Raw genomic sequence first — 21,603 nt, forward strand, 5'->3', positions numbered from 1 at the left:
CCTATTCCCGCTCGCCCGTGAAGTTGAGCAGAAGCTGGAAGATGTTGACGAAATTCAGGTAGAGCGAGAGTGCGCCGAAGACGGCGAGCTTCTGGTTCGATTCCTGATCGTAGTTTTCCGAATATTGTTCCTTGATGTTCTGCGTGTCGTAGGCGGTAAGGCCGACGAAGACGACGATACCGATCACCGAGATGGCGAACTGCAGCGCCGACGAACCCAGGAAGATGTTGACGATGCTGGCGATGATGACGCCGATGAGACCCATCATCAGGAACGAGCCCATGCGCGAGAGGTCACGTTTCGTCACATAGCCGTAAAGGCTGGTGGCGCCGAACATCGTCGCGGTAATGAAGAAGGTCCGCGCTATGCTCATCCCGGTGAAGACCAGGAAGACGGAGGCGAGCGACAGGCCCATCACGGCGCAGAAGGCCCAGAAGGTGATCTGCGCGGTGCTGGCCGACATCGTCTGGATACGGAACGAGAAGAAGAAGACGAAGGCGAGCGGCGCCAGCATCACCACCCACTTCAGCGGCGAGCCGAAGATCGGGACGTAGAGGGCTGGCGTCGAGCCGACGACGAAGGCGACGAGGCCGGTGATGACTAGGCCGAGAGCCATATAATTGTAGACGCGCAGCATGTGCTGGCGCAGGCCTTCGTCGAAGACGGCCTGGGAGCCGGCGACGGCGCCATAGCGGGAATTGATCGGGTTCATGCTGATCTCCTCGGTTTGAACTAATAGAGCGAGCGGGCGAGCCGTTCGGCCGCCTGATCGAGATTGAGACCGCTATCGGCGGCGATGAGCGCATAGGCAACCTCGCCGATCTGCCAATAGGCGGCTTCTGCTTTCTCAAGTGTGAGATGGCTGACCGGCTTCACCTCGAAGGCGCCCGGGCGGACGGCGAAGAGCGACAGCCGCTTACCATCCGACTGCACGATCGCCATCTCGACGCTGGGACCGAATTCGGACGGGAAGATCTGCACGTCGGCAACCTTCCAATCCCCAGGCAGTTCCGGCATCACGATCGCGGTGGCGGCGCGAATATCGTCGGCGCCTAAAATGCTTGGCCGTTGCGCAGGCATCGACTGGCGCAGCGCCGCGGTCTGATAGGCGCGGACGGCATCCTCGACATAGGCGGGGGCCGGCACGGAAGCCGACACTTCGGTCGCCGAGAAAGCGCCGAAGGAATTGTGCGCCACCCAGCCGGCGGTCACCAGAATACCGACAGCGGCAATGCGCTGCATGGAATGGAAAATCCGGCCATAGGAAAGGCCCCGTTCCAGCCGGCGGGCAGCATCGCGGGTCTCGGGGCGGCCGAAGGCGCTTTCGCCGGCAAGCGCCAGGCGCAGCTCGCCTTTGACGCTCAGGTCGGCCATGACCTTTGCGGCAATCGCCGGGTGGTCGGAAAGATAGGATTCCACCTGGATGCGGCGGGCGACATCGAGCTCGCCATCGACATAGGCGTCGAGATCGGCATCGAGGATCGGATCAATTGCTTTCATTGCCGTCTCCTCCGATTAATCTCAGATGCGACTTGCGCGGCCTCTTCTCCTCGAATTCGCGCAGTTGCGCGCGGGCACGCGAGATGCGCGACATCAGCGTCCCGATAGGAATGCCGAGCGAATTGGCGGCTTCCTGGTAGGAAAGGTCTTCGATCGCAACGAGATGCAGCGCTTCGCGCTGTTCCTCCGGCAGGTTGAAAAAGGCGTCGCGCACCTGTTGCAGCCGTACCGCATGCTCCTGGCCGGCCGGCAGCGACTGTTCGGCCTCGACAGCCGCCTCGTCATGGCGGCGCGTCAGCGACCGGTTCTGGCGCAGACGGTCGATATGAGCATTGTGCAGGATGGAGAGCAGCCAAGTGCGCAGATTGCCGCCGCTGCGGAAGCTTTTTTTCTTCTCGAGGGCGCGCACAAGCGCATCGTGCACCAGATCCTCCACCTCGTCCGAATTACGCACCAGCGAGCGAGCGTAGCGCCTAAGCGCTGCAAGCTGGCCGATGACGTCGAAGGGGCGGTCTTTGCGTTCCATGATTGAGTATACGCAAGCGCGGTGGATTTTATTCCAACCGACGCAAAAATATGTACGAGCCGAAGATCGCTGCCTGAAAAATGATCAAAATATCCTTCTCCAGCGGACGTGCACCTTAAATCGGCGATTGTTTATGACAATTACATGACAGATCATGACGCCGCTGATTTGTAGGGGAAAATCAAGAATGAAGGAAAAGAAGCGGGTCTACGAAGCTCTCGTAGACGGCGCCATGGAAGGGCTGACGGATCAGGCGCTCTATGATTTCGTCAAGGCGCGTTGTCCAAACGCCACCAGCAAGAAGATCGTCCGGGCCTCGCTTCTCGCGCTCACCGATCCTCATCTCAGGGACCGCAATATTCTCGACGTAATCTACGCGCTGGCGATCAAGCATCGGCTGGATGACGGCGTGCTGGATGATGGCGAGGACGAGGAGCTCGACGAGCGGGCTTGCGCCTCTCTGGCGGCCAACCAGAACATGCCGCAGCTTACCTGAAGCGCGCCGTCTGCGTCTTCCGAAATGCTCAGGCACTGTGCGAAAGCTCTTCGAGGATCGGACAGTCCGGCCTGTCATTGCCGTGACAGGCATGCACGAGATGTTCGAGTGTGCGCCGCAGTTCGGAGAGCTCGCGGATCTTGCGGTCGATCTCCGAAAGCTTGCTCTCGGCGATATCCTTGACGTCGGCGCTCGCCCGGCTTTTGTCCTCGTAGAGCGCCAGCAATTGCCGGCATTCCTCGACGGAAAAGCCAAGGCCACGCGAGCGCTGCAGGAAGCGCAGCTTATGAACGTCGGTCGCGGCATAATCGCGGTAGCCGTTTCCGCCTCTTTCGGGGCGGATGAGGCCGATATCCTCGTAATAGCGGATGGTCTTGGAAGGCAGGCCGGAACGTTCCGATGCTTCGCCGATATTCATCGCCGTCTCCTACAGTTTTGCAAAACGCAGTCTCAGCGCATTCGATATCACCGAGACCGACGAGAGGCTCATCGCCGCCGCCGCGATCATCGGCGACAGCAACAGCCCGAAGACGGGATAGAGCACGCCGGCTGCGACCGGAACTCCGAGCGCATTATAGCCGAAGGCGAAGCCGAGATTCTGACGAATGTTGCGCATCGTTGCCTCTGCCAGCCGCCGCGCCCTGACGATGCCGGTGAGATCGCCCTTCACCAGGGTGATGCCGGCGCTTTCCATCGCAACGTCGGCGCCGGTGCCCATGGCGATGCCGACATCGGCGGCGGCGAGCGCCGGCGCGTCGTTGACGCCGTCTCCAGCCATGGCGATGACGGCACCCTTGGCACGCAATTCGTCGATCAGCGCGCTTTTGCCCTCCGGCAGCATGTCGGCGCGGACCTCATCGATGCCGAGGCTCTTTGCCACCACATCCGCCGTGCGCTTGTTGTCACCCGTCGCCATGATGATCTTCAGGCCGCTGTCGTGCAGCGCCTTGATCGCGGCTGATGTCGTTGGCTTGATCCGGTCGGCAACGGCGACGAGGCCGGCAAGCGCGCCGTCGACCACCACGAACATCACCGTCTTGCCGTCGCCGCGCAGGGCTTCGGTCTTTTCGGTCAGCGCTGCCGGATCGACGCCGAGATCCCCGAGCATTGCCGCATTCCCAAGCGCCACCGCCGTGCCGCCCGCAAGACCTTGAACGCCCTTGCCTGTCTTTGCGTCGAAACCGGTGACCTCGACGAAGGTAACGCCGCGCTCCTCGGCGCCTGAGACGATCGCTTCGGCGAGCGGATGTTCGGAACCGCGCTCCAGACTTGCCGCCAGCGACAGCAACCGGTCTTCAGCGACCCCGCTGACTGCGACGATGTCGGTAAGCTTCGGCTTGCCCTCGGTCAGCGTGCCCGTCTTGTCGACGATCAGCGTATCGACCTTGGAGAAACGCTCAAGCGCTTCGGCGTCCTTGATCAGCACGCCTTCGTGAGCGCCGCGCCCCGTCGCGATCATGATCGACATCGGCGTCGCCAGCCCGAGCGCGCAGGGGCAGGCGATGATCAGAACGGCGACGGCGGCAAGCAGCGCATTGGCCAGACTTGGCTCCGGGCCGACCGCGGCCCAGACGATGAAGGCAAGGATGGCCGCGACGACGACAGCCGGCACGAAGACCGCCGACACCCGGTCGACCGCACCCTGGATCGGCGCCCGCGAGCGCTGCGCCTTGGCGACCATATCGACGATGCGCGACAGCACGGTGTCGGCGCCGACCTTCTCGGCCGACATCACGAGGCTGCCGTTTTTGTTGATCGTGCCGCCGGTCAGTCCGTCGCCTTTCGACTTCTCGACGGGCAGGGGCTCGCCTGTAATCATCGATTCATCGACGGTCGACTGGCCCTCGAGGACGGAGCCATCCACCGGCACACGTTCGCCCGGGCGCACGCGCAGCCGGTCGCCGGTCTGGATCTCGTCCACTTCAACGTCACTCTCGCTGCCATCGGCACCAATGCGGCGCGCCGTCTTCGGCGCGAGGTCAAGCAGAGCGCGGATCGCCGAACCGGTACGCTCGCGTGCCTTCAATTCCAGCACCTGGCCGACGAAGACGAGCGCGACGATGACGGCCGCCGCCTCGAAATAGACGGGAACGGCCGCGCCGTGGCCGCGAAAACTCATCGGGAAAATGCCGGGCGCCAGCGTGGCGACGAGGCTGTAGACGTAGGCGGTGCCAACGCCGAGACCGATCAGCGTCCACATGTTGGGGCTGCGGTTGATGACGGACGATGAGGCGCGGCGGAAGAAGGGCAGCGCCGCCCAAAGCACCACCGGGCTCGCCAGCAGCAGTTCGATATAGGTCGCCAGCGGCTCACCGATCGTTTCCCGCAGCGGCAGGCCAAGCATCGGCCCCATGCCCAGCGCCAGCAGAGGCACGGCAAGGATGGCGCTGACCCAAAGCCGTCTGGTGAAATCGACGAGCTCCGGGTTGGGACCGTCGTCGGCGGGAGGAATGCCCATCGGCTCGAGCGCCATGCCGCATTTCGGGCAGTCGCCGGGGCCATCACCGACCACCTCCGGATGCATTGGGCAGGTATAGAGCGTGCCCTTCGGCGTCGGCTTTGCTACCGGGCGCTTGCCGTCGCGATAGGCGGAGGGATCGGCTTCGAACTTCGTCTGGCAGGCGGCCGAGCAGAAGTAGAATTTCTCGCCCTCGACTTTCAGGAAATGTTTCGCGGTAGAACGATCGACGGTCATGCCGCAGACCGGATCCTTTGCGGTCAGGTAATCCTGCGGCTGAGCCGCAAACTTCGTCCGGCAGCCCTCCGAGCAGAAATGGTAGAGGCGGCCGCTGTGATCGAGCGAGGGTTTGCCGACTTCCGGATCAACGGTCATGCCGCAGACCGGATCACGGGTCATGACGCCGGCAGTGTTTTCCCTGCCATGGCTGCTGCAGCTGTGGTCGTCGCTGTGGCCGTGATGATGATCGTGGTCATGTTTGATACTCATGGCTATCTCCTATGCCCCAGGGGGCAGTTGGAGAGGCTTATCCACCTTCCAGCAACTGGAAGGTCAAGTGCTATTTTTTGACAAGACGGTTTTTTCGAAGGCCGTCTGTCTCGCGCCCGATCCTCAGATCGGGCTGATCAGCGCAACCGGCTGGCTGCCGAGCAGGGCAGCGATCGCAATGCTTCCGCCGGGCTCGATCGTCTTTCCGGTCACCAGATCCGCTTTCAGCCCGTGAAGAGGGGAGGGGACGGCGATTGCGGTATCCTCCCAGAATTCCGGGCCGGCAAAAAGCACGCCGGGATCGAGCCAGCCGAACATCAGCCGGGGTGCGGCGACAATCGCGAAATTATCCTTATGCACCCGGGCAAATGCCAGCACGTGCTCGCGTCGGCTGCCCGTCACCTTCAGCGGCAGATAATCGCCTTTGGCAAAGAGAGCCGCTTGCCGCTGACGCAGCTGCAGGCCGATTGCGACGATGCGCTGCTTCAACGCGGCCGCCTGAAGCTTGGCGATCGGCCCGGCTTCATAAAGCCAGGCCGCCAGCCTGATATGATCGACCGGCCGGCGGTTGTCGGGATCGACGAGGCTGAAATCGAAACCCTCGGAGCCCTGGTAGATGTCGGGGATGCCGGGCGCGGTCAGCTTGAGGAGCGTCTGCGACAGGCTGTTGAGGTAGCCCGCCGCGATAAAGGGTTGCAGCGCCCTTTCGAAATCTTCGAGGAAGGCGTCATTCTCGGGCGAAACCAGCGCCGCCGCATATGCCGTCACCGCTTCTTCGTAAGCGGCATCCTGTTCGATCCAGCCGGTATGGAGTTTTGCCTCGCGCACCGCCTTGACCGCGTAATCGGTGAAGCGCTCGCGAAATTCTTCCGTCTGCCCGCGGTCGAAATCCTCCGGCCAGGCGCCGGCCAGCGCCTGATAGAGCATCCATTCGACATTCGGCTCCGGTGCCGCGCCATCCGACAGATCTTTAAGCCAGGAGCGGTTCATCTCACGCCAGCGCTCTGCCGCCTGCACGAACACATCCGCGCCCTCACTCAAAGCATAGAGCCTGGCGCGCGCATCCTCACCGCGTTTGGTGTCGTGGGTGGCGCTTGCCGACAGCCCATGCGGCTGCAGCCGCGCCCGCTCGGCCATGCGGCGATGGAATCCCTCCGGGCCATCAGGCGCCTTGCCGGGTTCGCCGCCGACTTCGTTTGCGGCAAGCAGTCTGTTGTAGCGATAGAACAGCGTATCCTCCGTCGCCTTCGCCATCACAGGCCCGCTCAATTGCTGGAAACGGATGCGAAACTCGTGGGCCGCATCCCCCTCGACCTTGCCTTCCAGAAGCTTCAGTACATGGTCGAGCGCACGCCGATCATCGAGCTGCGCCATGACTTGCGATGCGGTGGTGGCAAGCACGGCTGAATCCTGCCAGGCGAGCGGGCCGCCGTCGCCATAAGTGCGATAGACGGGAAAGGCGATCAGCAGCTCGCTGAGCGCGGCGGCGATCGCGTTGCTTTTCAAATCGGGAAAAATGCCGGCTGCGATCGATACCAGCCTGCCGGTCTCGCCGGCGAAATTACGCTCGACCATCAGTCGCTTGGCAAGCCGCCGGCCATCGTCGAGATCACCCGTCTCTCCGGCGAGCCTGCGATAGGCATCGTCCAATATCCGCAGGCCGCCGCCGTCGACGAAGAGTTCGCTCAGCGCAGCGATGAATTCATAGCCGGTGGTGCCGGCGACCGGCCAGCTTTCCGGCAAGACCTCGGCGGGGCCGAGGATCTTTTCGACGACGATGTAGGTGTCCGGTCCGACGGCTGCCCTCAGCCTGTCGAGATAGGCCTTGGGCTCAGCGAGCCCGTCGACATGGTCGATGCGCAGGCCCTGCACCTTGCCATGGCGCACCAGCTCGATCGTCAACCGGTGGAGATCTTCGAACACGAAGGGATCTTCGACGCGGGTGCCGACCAGCCCGGTCACCTCAAAAAAACGGCGATAGCTCAGATGCCGCGCCGCTTCCTTCCAATAAATGAGCCGCCAATGCTGTGCCTCATGCAGGCTTTGGAGGAAATCGTGATCGGCCGAGACATCCTCGAGTTTTTGCCGGAGAAGTGCCCGGTCGCCGCCTTCGAAGAGAATGTCGCGCATGGCGCGGGCGAAGTCCTCGCCGGAGGTTGTGGCTGCGGCCTCCGCCATTCTCGTAGCCACCGGATCGTCGAGCCGGTTTGCGATCGCGCCGTAACTGCGGGGGGTCAGCGGCAGCAGCGTTTCGAAATAGGCTAAGGCGAAGTTGCCGTGGGTTTCGTCGAGGGCGATGCGTAGCTCGCCGGCGGCGAGCGCCGCCTCGAAATCCTGGCCGAGCTGCGGCAGGGTCAGCGGCTCGCTCCAGTCGATATCGAAATGTCTGGCATAGGCGCTCCGCGGGCCGAAGGCCAGCACGTCGCGCCACCAGCCGTTCTCAGGCGAAGCGGCCATGTGGTTCGGAACGATGTCGAGGATCAGCCCCATGCTAGCCGCGGCGAGACTCTCCGTCAGCCGCTCGAACCCCGCCCGGCCGCCGAGCGCCGGGTCGATTTCATTGGCGTCAGTGACGTCATAGCCATGGGTCGAGCCGCTGACGGCGGTGAAGATCGGTGAGGCGTAGAGGTGGCTGATACCGAGTGTCTTGAGATAGGGGACGAGGGCGCAGGCACGATCGAAGGTCATGCCGTTGCGGAATTGTATCCGGTAGGTCGCTGTCGGAAGTGACATGAGGCCGTCTGACGTTGGAGGAAGGCCTTCTTCAACGGTTGTGGCCGTGTTTTTGTTCCCTCGTGATGCCGGCGTTTTACCCGCTAGTCGATGAAAACGCCCACGCTGGCCGCCCGTCCGGCCGAGTCAATGACGGTCAGTTTCGAGTAGCCGCCGCCGTCGGGCAGCCATTGCTGGGTGCGGCGGCGGGAGAGATCGGGCAGCGGCTTGCCGTTGGCAAGCCAGCGGAATGGGGCGCGGCCGCCTTGCAGCTTCAGCATCAGCGGTGACAGGTCGCCTGCTCCGGCGCCGAGATCGATATGGGCGCCCTCAGGGGGATAGACGATCTGCGGCGCGGGCTCACGGCCGGAGGCGACGAGCAGGCCGCTGGCATTCAGCGCAAAACGCCGCTGGCTGATCGGCAGCTCGGATTGGGCGATGCGCACCGCACCCGCCGGCGGGCGGGGCAGCGGCGTGGTTGATATGCCGGATTTGGCGAAAGCCTCGAACAGGATAGGTGCGGCGGTGCCATAGCCGGTCAAACCCGGAACGGCGCTGTTGTCGGGCCGTCCGACCCAGACGCCGAGCACATAACGCCCGTCATAACCGACCGACCAGGCGTCGCGATAGCCGTAGCTCGTACCGGTCTTGTAGGCGATGCCGCGCTGCGGCGCGCCGGCGGGGGGAATGACGCCGGAGAGAATATCGGCGACGTTCCAGACGGCGACCGGCTCAAGCAGCGCTTCGCCATCGAGCTCGGCCGGTTGGCCGGTGATGCCGTCGCCGAGCCTTGCCGGCTGGCCGCGATTGGCGAGCGCCGTATAGAGCTGCACCAGATCCTTCAGGGTGATGCCGATGCCGCCAAGACCGATCGCCAGTCCCGGCGTCTCGTTCGGCGGCAGGACCGGGCGCACCTCGGCACGGCGGAAGCGCACCAGCAGCCGCGATGGTCCGACGGCGTCGAGCAGCTTGACGGCCGGCACGTTCAAGGAGAGCTGCAGCGCCTCTCGGACAGTAACGTCGCCCTGATAGCTCATGTCGAAATTGCGCGGCCGGTAGCCGAAGAAATCGGCCGGCCGGTCCTCGATGATCGTCTCCTGCGAGACGAGCCCTTGCTCGAAGGCGAGCCCGTAGATGAAGGGCTTCAGCGTTGAACCGGGCGAGCGGTTGACGCGTGTCATGTCGATCCAGCCGGAGCGGCTGGCGTCGAAATAATCGGCCGAGCCGACCTCGCCGACGATTGCGCCGGTCTGAGCATCCGCCATCACCATGGCGAGCGAAAGCTTCGGCCCGAGCTTCATCGCCGCCGTCCGCGCCACCGATTCCAGCCCCTGCTGCACCTGTTTCTTCAAGGTCGTCTGGTGCTTGAGGACATCAGACTCCTTGCGCAATGCGGCTTCGGCGACATGGGCGGCCAGCGCCGGCAATTGCAGGCGCCGCGGCGGGATGGCGACAGCCTCGGCCCGCTCCGCCTCGCCGTCGCCGACGGCTTCGGCCACGGCGACACGCTCGAGCACGCGCTTGCGCGCCTCTTGCGCCGCCTTAAGATTGCGGTCCGGCCGGCGCCGTTCCGGCAATTGCGGCAGGGCGACGAGCAGGGCGGCTTCCGCGACCGTCAGCCGCCGCGGCTCCTTGCCGAAATAGGCAAGGCTTGCGGCGCGCACGCCTTCGAGATTACCGCCATAGGGCGCATGGGTGAGATAGAGGTCGAGGATCTGCTCTTTCGACAACCGCCGTTCGATCTGCACGGCGCGGACAAGCTGCAGCAGTTTTGCCGATAGCGAGCGTCCGGCCCGCGGCTCGATCAGCCGCGCCACCTGCATCGACAGCGTCGAGGCGCCGGAAACGATGCGGCCGTTGCGGATGAATTGCGTGGCTGCCCGCCCGAGCGCCCAGGCGTCGACGCCGTCGTGGTCGTAGAAACGCTGATCCTCATAAGCGATCAGCATGCGCAGGAATTGCGGATCGATGTCGGCGACCGTGGTCTTCAGCCGCCAGCGGCCTTCCGAAGTCGCGAAAGCGCGCAGCAATTGCCCGTCGGCATCCAGCACCTCGGCGGAAACCACGTCCGCTTTCGCGAGCGGCGGCGGAAAGGCCTTGTCGGCGGCGTCAAGCGCAAAGAGGGCCGCGCCGGCAAGAAGGATGCCGGCGGCGGACCCAATCACAAACTTGTGCCACAGCCTCATTATTGCGCTGTCACGACCTCCATCTTGCCGGTCGCCGTGCGGGCCGAAAGTTCCGGCCGGTACATGTCCTCGACGGTTGCGGCCGGATGGTCGTAGGTGCCGGGGGTGACGGCGCGCACGACATAGGCGACGTTGAATTCGCGCTCATCGCCCTGAGCGCGGTTGAAGGCGGCGACGAAGCGGTCGTAGCGGAATTCGGTATGGGCCGCTGATATTTCGCCGATCCAGTCGAAATTCGTCATCTGGGCGCTGTCGACGAGGTTCGGATTGTCGATCTCGAAACCGGCCGGCAGAAGGTCGGTGATGACGATGCGCGACGGCCAGTCGTTGGCCTCACGCACATGGATGACGACGACGTAGCGTTCATTCTGTTTCGCTTCGCTGACATTCGCCTCCTCGCCGTCGAGCGTGTAATAGCTGCGCTCGATGAGGAAGCCGTCGCCGCCGGCCGGCAACGGCACGGCCGGGGCGGCAACGGTGGTGACGACGGCCGAGACCGCGTCACTCGTCTGGTTGGTCAGCGTCAGCGGATGGTCGGCGAGCGCCTCGCCGGTCAGGCTGGCCATATAGGCGCCGGTGTGCGCGGCGCCGTTGACATCGATTTTAAGGTCGTCATCGCCGCCCTGGATGGCGCGCGCGGCAAGCAGCATCCAGGTCTCTTCCTGGGTGCTCTTATATTTGCTGCGTCCCCATTCCTTGGCGACGGCCTTGGAGAGTTCCGGAATGACCGGCGGCACTGGCCGGCTTTCGGCGGCAAGTGCGAGGATCGCTGCACCATCGCGCAGGATCGTGCCGTAGTCGGTGCGCGAGAGGTTCACGCGTGAGACCATCGACTGCTGCGACATTTGCAGCGCGTCGAGGAAGATGTTCTTCGAACGCTGCGCATCGCCGTAGAGCGCCAATGCGGCGGCGATATGCGCCTTTGCGAGCGGCGTCGGGAAGTCGTTGATCATCGTATCGGCGTAGTAGCGCAGATCGCTGATCGCCGCCTTCTTATTGCGGGCAAGCACGTAGACGGCATAGGCGATCTGGTCGCCCTGGCCCTTGATGTCGGTGGTATAGGAGAGCGTGTTCTGCAGGTTTTCAAGCGCCTGCACGAAAGCCCTTTCCGGCACGTCATATTTCATTTCGCGGGCCCGCGTCAGGAAATCGGTGACGTAGGAATCGAGCCAGACGTCGCCCGAATCCGGTCCCCAGAGGCCGAAGCTGCCGGCCGAGGCCTGGTAGGAGAGCACGCGGTAGATCGCATCCTGCACACGCTTGTGTACGTCGTCGTCATTTTCGATGCCGGCCTGCTTTGCCACTTCGGCGAGGTAGAGCAGCGGCAACGCCCGGCTGGTGGTCTGCTCGGCGCAGCCGAAGGGATAACGGTCGAGCGTCATCAGCAGGGCGGGAATGTCGAAGGCGGCGGACCGCGTGACGTTGACGCTGATCGAGGCGCCGGGCAGCACGCTGTCGGCGAGCAGGTTCTTGTCGACGGTGAGTTTGGCCCCGGGCTTCAGCGCCAGAACCCTGCGTTCGGTGATCGGCAGGGATGACGGGCGCACCGGCACGTCGACGGTCTGGTCGAGCGAGAGGCCGGCGGCGTCGGAGAGATTGATCGAGACGCTGCCGGCGCCCGGCTGTTTGCCGATCAGCGACAGCGTCAGCTCGGATTTGGCGCCGGCTTCGAGGTGGATCGTCTGGGCGGCGGAGGCTGCTTCGATGCCCACGGCGTCATTGCCGGTCAGCTGCAGCTTGTAATCGCCGGCCGGCGCATCGGTATTGGCGATGTCGAGGCGCAGATTGGCCTTGTCGCCGGGGGCCATGAATTTCGGCAGGCTCGCAGTGACGACGACAGGATCGCGGATGATGACGTCCTTGACGCCGTGGCCGACGCCTGATTTCGACCATGCCACAGCCATGACCCGCGCCGTGCCGTTGAACTGCGGAATGTCGAAGGAGACGTGCGCCTTGCCGTCGGCGTCGAGCTTCACCGGGCCGGAGAAGAAGGCGACGAGTTTCTGTGTCGGCGGGCTTGACTGCAGCGCAATGGCGCCGCCGTCGCCGCCGGTTCGGAGCTTGCCGGTAGCACCCAGCGAGCCGTCGATCAGCCGGCCATAGAGGTCGCGGATTTCAAGGCCGAGCTGGCGCTGGCCGAAATACCAGTCCTCCGGATTCGGCGCTTCATAGCGCGTCAGATTGAGAATGCCGACATCGACGGCGGCGACCGTAACATAGGCATCTTCATTGGCGCCGGCCCCAGCCACTTGCACGCCGATATCAAGTGGTCCACGCGGCAGCATTTTTTCCGGCGTATCGAGTTTGACCTGCAGCGCGCGCTGTTCGGGATCGACCTTCAGCCATTTGATGCCGATCGAGCGCATCGGCATATGGCTGTCCTGTGCGTCGCCGGGGCGGAAGAGGGTGGCTGTGACATAGGCGCCGGCGCCCCAGTCGGCGGTGACGGGGATGTCGACTTCGCCGCCGGTCTCGCCCATCGTCGCATTCTGAACGGCGACCAGCTTTTCGGTTCCGGCCGTTACCATCAGCTCGCCGCCGTAGCGCGACGTGACTTTCAGCTTGGCGGTGTCGCCGATCTTGTAGCTGTCCTTGTCGAGGGCGATCTCCAGCCCGTCGGGTGTTTCGGTCGAGGTCGAGGCGACGAACCAGCCAGCGTCGAATTCGACGCTGGAGGTCGGGCCGTCGGCATCCGGGCTTTCTACCTCGAGGCGATAGCGGCCCCACTTCACCGGCACGGAGATCTTGCCGCCATCCATCGTCGCGTCGACGCTGCCGTTGGCAACCTGCTCGGCGGTATAGACAGGTTCGTATTTCCAGGCGGTTCCCTCGCGATACCATTGGTATTCGCGGTTGAGACTGTAGAATTTCCAGCGCAGGCCCTTGCTCTCCTGCTTCTGTCCGTTGGCATCGACGCCGATGACCGTGAAGTTGGCGATAGAGTTTTCGGGCAGCTCGTCGGAAAATTCCGGCTTGATGCCGACCGAAGCGCGCTCGCTCTTCACCGGAAGCACGAGCGAGCGCTCGATGGCGCGCCCGCCCGCCTCCTGCATGCTGATATAGACGGTGGCGTTGAGCAGCTGCGTCGTTGCCGGCAGATCGCCGACGGTGAGATCGGTAGAGGCTTCGCCGTTTTCGTCGAGTTCCGGCAGGCCGTCGATCGGCAGGCGCGAGTCCTCGCTCGCCTCCTCGTCGGCAAGCCCGAACAGGAAGCCCTTATAGGCGGCGCTTTCACGCGTCGGCTTGACGACGACGTTACCCTCGAGCGTCAGGCCGGCGGCCGGCGCGCCATAGAGATACTTGCCCGCAATGGTGATTGTCGCCGGCGTATCCGGGCCAATTTCCTTGGCCTCGGTCTTGATCTCCATGTCGGTGCGATCGGGCACGAAATCGTCGACCAGGAAACTCTTGCTGGCGATCGCGCTGCCCTTGGGATCGGTATAGATATTCATCGTCCAGGTGCCGCGCATGGCGTTCTCCTGGGTGGCGAAATCGACGCTGTAACCGCCAAGATTGCTGGTCTGGCTGACGATCCGCCGGTCTTCGACGCCGTCCGGGCGGCTGAAGATGAAGGTGAGCGGCAGGTTCTCGATGGCGTTGCCGTCGGTGTCGCGGGCGAGCGCCTGCGCATGCACCGTCTCGCCGGCGCGGTAGATGCCGCGTTCGGTGAAGGTGAGGACATCGATCGCCCCGGGGGCAGCGCGGCCGGTAACGCCGCGGTCGGAGAGGTCGAAGCCGGCGCGCGTCATGTCGAGGAAGACGTAGTCCGAGGCGCCGTTCTTGGCAGTGATGACAGCGGGCGTCAGCGCCGCCGTGCCGCGGATCAGGCCGGCAGTGAAGGTGGCGCGGCCGTTTTCGTCGGTGGTCGCGGTACCAAGCACTTCATTGTTCTTGGCAAGCAGCTGCAGCTCGACGCCTGCGATCGGCTTGGCCGAAGCGAGCGAACGGGTAAAGACATTGAGCCCGTCGGTGCCGGCATAGGTAGTGACGCCGATATCGGAGACGAGGAACCATTGCGTCGCCTGCGAATCCCACTCCTGCGTCGGGCCGTTCGGGCCGGTCGCCGTCATCACGTAGATGCCGGGCTTGCGCTCGGGCAGCGCCTCGTCGACCGGGAAGCTGGTGACGATGTCCTTGTTGAGTTCGTTGGCAATGTCGATCGAACCTTGCCAGACGAGTTCGCCGTTCTGGTCTTCAATGTTCTGAGCACTGTAGCCGTCGAGCTGGCTCAGGAACTGCGAATTGGTCAAGAGCGGTGCAATGGCGCGATCGCCGATGCGGTAGAGTTTGAGGTTGGCCGACGCCATGTTGACCGAGACGATCGGGATGCCGCGGCGCGCCGTCGAGGGCAGCACGAAGCTGTCGCCGGTGAAACGCACCATCTGGCTGCGGTCCTTGATATAGACGTCGATGCTGACGGGGGCGTCGAGCGGCTCGTCGACGGATGACGGCAGGCCGGTGCGGAAGCCGATCTTGTAGGTCTCGCCATGGGTCAGCCCCTCGACGCAGATCTGCTTGTCCTTAGTTTCCAGCGCCTTCGGCGCTGCGCCGTTCAGCGTCACGAAGGGCGTGTAGTCGGTGGTCTTGATGAGCGCTTCGGAGAAGGTGACGCAGGCCCGCGGCGTGGCGCTGTCGGCATCGACCGTGTGTTCGGTGATCCGGAAGCCCTGCGTCGCTTTGAGCTGCACGTAGGCGGTCTGCACATCGTCGGAGGCAATCAGCGCCAGGCTCGCCTTATAGGCGTCGAGTGCCGGGCGGTAATTGGCGTTTCGCTCCAGAGCGGTGGCAAGGACGGAGAGCGCCTCGGCGCGCTTGGGCTTGGTGCGCGTCAGCTCGTAGCCATTCAGCGCGTCGACCACGGCCTGGCCGGTGACGCTGCTCTCGGTGCTGCCGTAGGAAATTGCAGCGCGGGCGGTTTCGAGCCAGAGATCGGCATCGTCGGGTGTGATCGACAGTGCGCCGTGGAAGGCGATCAGCGCGTCGGTCAGATTATTGGCGGTCATGTCGAGACGGGCATTGGCCGTCAGGCTGTCGACGCCCTGGCCCTGCTGGCCGTCGGTCAGAGCAAGATTGTCCTTGTAATCGTGCGCCTGCTGAATGAGGTCGTTGCTCAGGAAGGTCAGGCGCGGCGCCGCGCCGAGATCCGGCTCCTTCTGAGCTGCTGTTTCGACGATCTTGCCGGCGATGGCGCCGGGGAAGGCGTTCATCGTCTTGAAGTCCGATTTCAGGAAACACCATTTCACCTTGGGATTGTAGGTAAAGGCCTTGCAGCTCTTGTCGCCGATGCAGGAGGTCTTGCACTGATCGAGCGAGACGTTCTGCTCGGTGCGGAGATCGAAACCGAAGAAATCGGCGTCCTTGATCGTCTGGATGTCGCGCTTGGTTTCCGCGGCCGCGGCGGGAAAACCGACGGCGATCGTGGAAAAAAATGCGATTGTCACGAAAGCAAAGAACGAGCGCACGGACATAGGTTCCCCCCAAGGATACAGGCGATGCAGGCTCTGACCGGCGGGCACTCTCCTCACTCCACACGAGATTGTCAATCTCCACTCGCGCGCTGTTTCATCTTCGCACAGGCGCTTTCGTCCGGTTGTCACATTGGCGTGAGTGATCGCCTTGTGATTTGCGGCTTTTGCAGGGATAGGCAAGGATTTGGCTGATCGCAGGAGGTAGCGCCATGTCCACGTCGTCCCGCCGCCGGAGCCTTGTCGCGCTCCTGGCTGCCACAGTCTTTTCAATCGGTGCGGGTGCCGCAGGCGCGGCTGAAGATGCCGTCACCATCCCGCCACCTGCTGTCGATGAGGCCTCCGTGGCCGGGACCGAGACCGCCATCTTCGCCGGCGGTTGCTTCTGGGGCGTCCAGGGCGTCTTCCAGCACGTCAAGGGCGTCAAGAGCGCCGTTTCCGGTTATGCCGGCGGCGACGCCAAAACGGCGCAGTACGAAACTGTCAGCACTGGTTCGACAGGTCATGCCGAATCCGTCGAGGTGAAGTTCGATCCGAAACAAGTGAGCTATGGCAAGTTGCTGCAGATCTTCTTCTCGGTGGCGCATAACCCGACGCAGCTGAATTTCCAGGGTCCGGATCGTGGAACGCAATATCGTTCGGCGCTGTTCGTCGCCGGGCCAAAGCAGCGGGAGGTGGCCGAGCGCTATATCGATCAGCTCGACAAGGCGCGTGTCTTCCCGCGCAAGATCGTCACCAAGGTGTCCGATACCGCCGGCTTCTATCCGGCCGAAGCCTATCATCAGGATTTCCTGACGCTCAATCCGACCTATCCCTATATCGTCTACAACGACATGCCGAAAATCGAGAATCTGAAGTCGCTTTTTCCAGCCGACTACCGCACCGAGCCGGTGCTCGTCAGGGCCAAGGGATGACTCCCGTCAGGGCATGATGTCGATCGGCGTATGATCGGGGACGCGAGCCCAGATGTCGCGCATCTCGGTGTTGGTGACGGCGATACAGCCATCCGTCCAATCCCACAGCCGATGGGCATCCCCGAACAGGCCCCAGCCATTGGGAAGACCGTGGATCATGATGTTGCCGCCGGGCGGAAAGCCATTGGAGTGCGCATTGCGCCGGTCATCGGGGCCTGGATAGGAAATGTGCAGGCTGAGATGCGCCATCGACTTGGGATTGCGCCAGTCGATTTCATAACGCCCTTCCGGTGTCTTTTCGTCACCTTCCCGTTGTTTGGGACCGGCATCGGCAGCCTGCCCCAGGGAAATCCGATAGGTCGAAATCGGAACCTCCTCTTTGAGAAGAACCATGCGTCGTTCGGATTTATAAACGCGAATGAGATCGGCCTGTTGCTCCCGCGGCGCATCCGGGGGCGGTGAGCCCGAGCCGATCCTGGCCATCAATTTCGTATAGGCGAAAAGACTGACGACCACGATGGTCAGCACGATAAGTCTGTTTCTCACGTGATCCTCGATATCGAGCCAACGGAATAATCATATCGTGTCATTGCGCCATCATCCACAAGTACGCTTGAGATTCAGAATAGTCCGCCGCCAGTTTTTCTTTGCCGGCTTCTTGTTAAGAATTTATCAACGTTAACAACATCTTAATTCAGGAAAATCGCGTTCCACCGCGGAACATATCGTCAAGTTGCCCGTTACGACAATGAGTTTCGCGCAGGGACAGCTGCCGGAGCGGATCCCTCTTTCGGATTATGGCGTAACAAGGGGACGTATCATGGCCACCAATGTCGTGCGGCGCTGGCAACGAGATGATCTCATGAGACAGAGAGTATTGATCGTCGAAGATGAATTTCTGATCGCGCTGGATCTCGGGGCGACGGTGGAAGGCATGGGCATGCAGGTGGCCGGTCTTGCGAGCGATCGCGAACAGGCGCTGCGCCTGGCGCCGCTGGCCGATATCGCCTTTGTCGACGTCAATCTTGCCGACGGCCCGACCGGGCCCGAGATCGGTCGGCGGCTGGCGCAAGAGCACGGCATTGCGGTGGTCTTCATGACCGGCAATCCGGAGGTCGTCGCCGATGGGGTCAAGGGCGCAGTCGGCGTCGTGCAGAAGCCGGTCATGCCTTCTGTCGTGCAGCAGCTGGTGAATTATCTCGCCGCACGCCGTGTCGGCATGTTCGCCGTGGTGCCCTCGCAGATGACGATTTTTGCCTGATCAGCCCGCTATGGCGGCAAGCTCCGGCGGACGGCCGGCCTTATCTGCCGGTCTGCCATAGGCCTTGAGGAAAGTACGCACGGCATTGCGTGCCGCCTTATCAAGCTCTTCATCGGTGGGTGTTTCGCCGAAAAGCGTCATCATCTGCAGATCGGCATTGGCGAGCGCCACGAACTGCCGTGCGGCGACATCGAAATCGTCGATGACGAGCACGCCCTTATGTGCGAGCCGCGCGAGAAGCGCGGAAAGGGCAGTGGTCAGCTTCCCCGGGCCCTGCTGGCGCCAGCTTTCGAACAGGTGCGGATAGCGTTCACCCTCGGTCTGCACCAGCTTGCGCAGGAATTTTCCGTCGTGATTGCAGATGCAATTCTTGTTGAGGCGCACGGCAAATTCCGTCAGCCCGTCCTCCAGATTGTCGGCCTTCTCAGGGAAGCTCGACAGTACCGAGAAGAGCATGGCATTGGCGCGGTTCATGACGTCCTCGACGACGGCGACGAACAGCGTCTCTTTTTCACGGTAGTGATTGTAGATCGTCTGGCGGGAAACGCAGGCGACGGCGGCGATCTCGTCGATGCTGGCGCCGGCAAAACCCTGGCGGCAGAAGACGTCGGCGGCGGCATCGAGGATCGACATGCGCTTGGCGCATTGCCCGCGCTGCGTATGCCCAGCCATGCCTGCCGGTGTCATGCGATCTTTCATGAAGGCGAGGATAAGGCGTCTTGACGTTTTAGACAATGGCGTCTAGTTTTACATCAGTGTCCAAAATTATTGACACGCTTGGTTCCGCCGCTGGAGATATGAGCTCCCAACTTCGTCTTCGCGCGAACGATCATCATTGACCCCAGCGCATCGGCCGAAAATCGCAATCGATTTTCGGATAGCGCGATGCGCCGATTCTAAAGAGCTGTGCGACGGAGCGACGATCCGGCGCCTCCGCTGCGTTTTTATGAAAGATCACCCTATGACGGCTTCCTTCTTTCGCATGGCCCTCATTCTCGGCCTTCTCTCGGCCATCGGGCCTTTCGCCATCGACATGTATCTACCCGCTCTGCCCTCCATCGGCCAGGACCTGCATGCCGATAACAACGTCACCCAGCTGACGCTTCTCGCTTTCTTCATCTCCTTTGCTCTCGCGCAGCTCGTCTACGGTCCGCTGTCGGATATGTGGGGCCGCAAGCTGCCGCTTTATCTCGGCATCGGCGTCTTCGCCGTCGCCTCGATCGGCTGTGCGCTGGCGACCAATATCGAAACGCTGATCGCCTTCCGTTTCATCCAGGGCATTGGCGGTGCTGCCGGCATGGTTATTCCGCGCGCTATCGTCCGCGACATGCATACCGGCGTGCAGGCCGCGCGGCTGATGTCGCTGCTGATGCTGGTCTTTTCGATCTCGCCGATCCTGGCGCCGCTGACCGGTAGCGCCGTCATCGAATTCTATGGCTGGCGCGGGGTGTTCTGGGCGGTGACGATCGCCGCCTTCATCGGTCTCGTGCTGCTTGCGACCCAGCTTGAAGAAACCCGCCCGTCCAAGGAGCGCAGCGGCAGCGGCCTCGGCAGCGCCATGGCGGCCTACCGGCTGCTGCTGTCCGACCGCAATTTCCTGACGCTGACCTTCATCGGCGGCCTCGGGATTTCGAGCTTCCTGGTCTATCTCGCCAACTCGCCCTTCGTGCTGATCCAGCATTACGGGCTGACGCCGACCGAATACAGCTTCGCCTTCTCGATCAATGCCGTCTCCTTCTTCGCGGTGTCGCAGGCGACCGGCTGGCTCGGCGAGCGTTTCGGTCTGGTGCGGGTCATGCGGATTGCCGTCAGCGCCTTCGCGCTTGCCATGGTGGTCATGGCGGTGGTGATGGCTGCCGGCTTCAATCAGCTGCCTGTCATGGCGAGTTTTCTCTTCCTCGGCTACGGCTTCCTCGGCCTCGTCATTCCGATGAGCGCGGTGCTGGCGCTCGAAGATCATGGCGCCATCGCCGGCACCGCCTCGTCGTTGATGGGCACGCTGCATTTCGTCATCGCCGCCGTCGCCATGGTGATATCGAGCCTGTTCTTCGACGGCACCGCCGTTCCGATGGCCGCCGGCATCGCGCTCTGCGCCTTCGCGGCCTTCGTGCTGACCCAGGCGACGATCGGCCGCCGCGCCGCGGTTGCCGCCGCCGAATGATCGACGACAGGCCTCACCCGGTCTCCGGGTGCGGCCGCCAAGATACGCGGCGCTGCAGAGAAAATGCAACGCGCAATTGATTATCGGTGTGCCGCGCTATCTAGGCCTGACGAAGCATTGTTAGTCTGGAGAATACGCATGGTCGACGAGAAGCGGCTGATCTCGAAAATCACCTGGAAGCTGATGCCATTTCTCGGCATCCTCTACCTCATCGCCTATATCGACCGGCAGAATGTCAGCTTCGCCAAGCTGCAGATGGTCGATGCGCTCGGGATGAGCGAATATGCCTACGGCCTCGGCGCTTCGCTGTTCTTCATCGGCTATTTTCTGTTCGAGGTGCCGAGCAACCTCTTCCTCGAGAGGCTCGGCGCCCGCGTCTGGTTCGCCCGCATCCTGGTCTCCTGGGGCCTTGTGACCGTGGCACTCGCCTTCACGCAGAACGCGACGATGTTCTATATCCTGCGCTTCCTGCTCGGCGTCTGCGAAGCCGGCTTCTTTCCCGGCGTGCTCTACCTGCTGACGCTCTGGTTCCCCGCGGATTATCGCGGCCGGATGGTCGGGCTGTTCATGATCTTCAGCGCCATCGCCAATGCCGTCGGCGCGCCGCTCGGCGGCGTGCTGCTCGATCTCGACGGTCTCTATGGTTTTGCCGGCTGGGAGTGGGTGTTCCTGGCGACCGGCATCCCGGCTATTATCGCCGGCATCGTCACCTTCTTCTATCTTCCCGGCAAGCCGGAAAACGCTGGCTTTCTGAACGGCGACGAGAAGGCTTGGCTCGAACGGCGGCTCGCTTCGGAAAATGCCGGTATGGGCGAACATGCCGGAGACGGCTTCAAGGCCCTCATCGACCCGCGCGTGCTGCTGATGGCGCTCTGCTACATCGCCTTTCCACTGTCGGCCTATGGGCTGAGCTACTGGCTGCCGACCATCGTCAAGGCCTTCGGCGTCAGCAACACGGTCAACGGCTTTCTCAACATCATTCCCTGGCTTTTGGTGGCAGTCGCCCTTTATGTCGTTCCCACCATGGCCGACAAGGCGCAATCGAAGACGCCCTATATCGTCATCCCGGCCTTTATCGGCGCGGCCTGCCTGCTGCTCTCGGCGCTGATCCCGAACCACACGCTGCAATTCGCCTTCCTCTGCGTCGCCGCCGCCGGGATTTTCGCGCCGCAGCCGGTGTTCTGGAGCCTGCCCTCGCGCTTCCTCAAGGGGGCGGGTGCCGCGGCCGGTCTTGCCGCCATCAATTCGGTCGGAAATCTCGGCGGTTTCGTCGCCCAGAACGTCGTGCCCTGGATCAAGGATGAGAGCGGCAGTACGATCGCGCCGATGTTCTTCCTGGCCGCCTGCCTTGCCGCCGGCGCCCTGCTGGTCTTCTTCGTCACGCGTCAGCTGTCGAGCCGGGAGCCGCCGGCGGCCCCGAGCAGGATCTGAGCGA

The 21,603-nt window shown here is 63.0% G+C and carries 15 protein-coding genes; 5 read left to right on the forward strand and 10 right to left on the reverse strand.

Annotated features, from left to right (window positions below; translation table 11 throughout):
• Position 1: 1 nt before the first annotated feature.
• From ATY29_RS35590 to ATY29_RS35600, 3 genes are read right to left on the reverse strand one after another with little or no spacing between them, the layout of a single operon-like run.
• Positions 2–712 (reverse strand): Bax inhibitor-1/YccA family protein, encoded by a 711-nt coding sequence (locus ATY29_RS35590; RefSeq protein WP_003563559.1) that lies wholly within the window; start codon positions 710–712, stop codon positions 2–4.
• A 20-nt stretch (positions 713–732) separates the two neighbouring features.
• A complete protein-coding gene (locus ATY29_RS35595; RefSeq protein ID WP_025418735.1) occupies positions 733–1,500 on the reverse strand; it encodes an anti-sigma factor family protein in 768 nt (255 codons plus the stop codon).
• Complete coding sequence (locus ATY29_RS35600) at positions 1,487–2,026, reverse strand: sigma-70 family RNA polymerase sigma factor (protein WP_097534338.1); 540 nt, start codon at positions 2,024–2,026, stop codon at positions 1,487–1,489. The genes ATY29_RS35595 and ATY29_RS35600 overlap by 14 nt, the downstream gene beginning before the upstream one ends.
• Before the next feature lie 187 nt (positions 2,027–2,213).
• On the opposite strand from ATY29_RS35600, the gene ATY29_RS35605 reads away from it, so the two are divergent.
• A complete protein-coding gene (locus ATY29_RS35605; protein ID WP_003563556.1) occupies positions 2,214–2,522 on the forward strand; it encodes a hypothetical protein in 309 nt (102 codons plus the stop codon).
• 28 nt (positions 2,523–2,550) lie between these two features.
• Here ATY29_RS35605 and cueR read toward each other — a convergent pair whose 3' ends face one another.
• From cueR to ATY29_RS35630, 5 genes are all read right to left on the reverse strand, one after another.
• On the reverse strand, positions 2,551–2,940 hold the full coding sequence (gene cueR, locus ATY29_RS35610) for a Cu(I)-responsive transcriptional regulator (protein ID WP_003563555.1): 390 nt from the start codon (positions 2,938–2,940) through the stop codon (positions 2,551–2,553).
• 9 nt (positions 2,941–2,949) lie between these two features.
• Positions 2,950–5,469 (reverse strand): heavy metal translocating P-type ATPase, encoded by a 2,520-nt coding sequence (locus tag ATY29_RS35615; protein WP_025418733.1) that lies wholly within the window; start codon positions 5,467–5,469, stop codon positions 2,950–2,952.
• A 123-nt stretch (positions 5,470–5,592) separates the two neighbouring features.
• Positions 5,593–8,202 carry a malto-oligosyltrehalose synthase gene (gene treY, locus ATY29_RS35620; RefSeq protein ID WP_097534339.1) on the reverse strand — a complete coding sequence of 870 codons (2,610 nt, stop codon included), beginning with the start codon at positions 8,200–8,202 and terminating at the stop codon, positions 5,593–5,595.
• An 83-nt stretch (positions 8,203–8,285) separates the two neighbouring features.
• Positions 8,286–10,367: a penicillin-binding protein 1C gene (gene pbpC, locus ATY29_RS35625; RefSeq protein ID WP_097534341.1), complete on the reverse strand. Its 2,082-nt coding sequence runs from the start codon at positions 10,365–10,367 to the stop codon at positions 8,286–8,288.
• On the reverse strand, positions 10,367–15,835 hold the full coding sequence (locus tag ATY29_RS35630) for an alpha-2-macroglobulin family protein (protein ID WP_097534343.1): 5,469 nt from the start codon (positions 15,833–15,835) through the stop codon (positions 10,367–10,369). The genes pbpC and ATY29_RS35630 overlap by 1 nt, the downstream gene beginning before the upstream one ends.
• 209 nt (positions 15,836–16,044) lie before the next feature.
• Here ATY29_RS35630 and msrA point away from each other — a divergent pair, with 209 nt between their 5' ends.
• Positions 16,045–16,746, forward strand: a complete 702-nt coding sequence (gene msrA / locus ATY29_RS35635; protein ID WP_003563549.1) for a peptide-methionine (S)-S-oxide reductase MsrA — start codon at positions 16,045–16,047, stop codon at positions 16,744–16,746.
• 6 nt (positions 16,747–16,752) lie between these two features.
• On the opposite strand, the gene ATY29_RS35640 is transcribed toward msrA, so the two are convergent.
• Entirely contained in the window at positions 16,753–17,292 is a 540-nt protein-coding gene (locus ATY29_RS35640) for a L,D-transpeptidase family protein (RefSeq protein WP_003563547.1), read from the reverse strand.
• Positions 17,293–17,566: 274 nt separating this feature from the next.
• Between ATY29_RS35640 and ATY29_RS35645 the strand changes: the two genes are divergently transcribed.
• Positions 17,567–18,007, forward strand: coding sequence for a response regulator (locus ATY29_RS35645; protein WP_003563545.1), 441 nt, complete (start codon positions 17,567–17,569; stop codon positions 18,005–18,007).
• Here ATY29_RS35645 and ATY29_RS35650 read toward each other — a convergent pair whose 3' ends face one another.
• The gene (locus ATY29_RS35650; RefSeq protein ID WP_025418728.1) at positions 18,008–18,742 is read right to left on the reverse strand and encodes a TetR/AcrR family transcriptional regulator; all 735 of its coding nucleotides are present in this window, start codon (positions 18,740–18,742) and stop codon (positions 18,008–18,010) included.
• 226 nt (positions 18,743–18,968) lie between these two features.
• Between ATY29_RS35650 and ATY29_RS35655 the strand changes: the two genes are divergently transcribed.
• Together ATY29_RS35655 and ATY29_RS35660 are read left to right on the forward strand one after the other, a co-directional pair.
• On the forward strand, positions 18,969–20,168 hold the full coding sequence (locus tag ATY29_RS35655; protein WP_097534345.1) for a multidrug effflux MFS transporter: 1,200 nt from the start codon (positions 18,969–18,971) through the stop codon (positions 20,166–20,168).
• Between the two features lie 138 nt (positions 20,169–20,306).
• Positions 20,307–21,599: an MFS transporter gene (locus tag ATY29_RS35660; RefSeq protein WP_097534347.1), complete on the forward strand. Its 1,293-nt coding sequence runs from the start codon at positions 20,307–20,309 to the stop codon at positions 21,597–21,599.
• Positions 21,600–21,603: the final 4 nt, after the last annotated feature.

Source organism: Rhizobium hidalgonense (genome assembly GCF_002914525.1).
Taxonomy (GTDB): domain Bacteria; phylum Pseudomonadota; class Alphaproteobacteria; order Rhizobiales; family Rhizobiaceae; genus Rhizobium; species Rhizobium hidalgonense.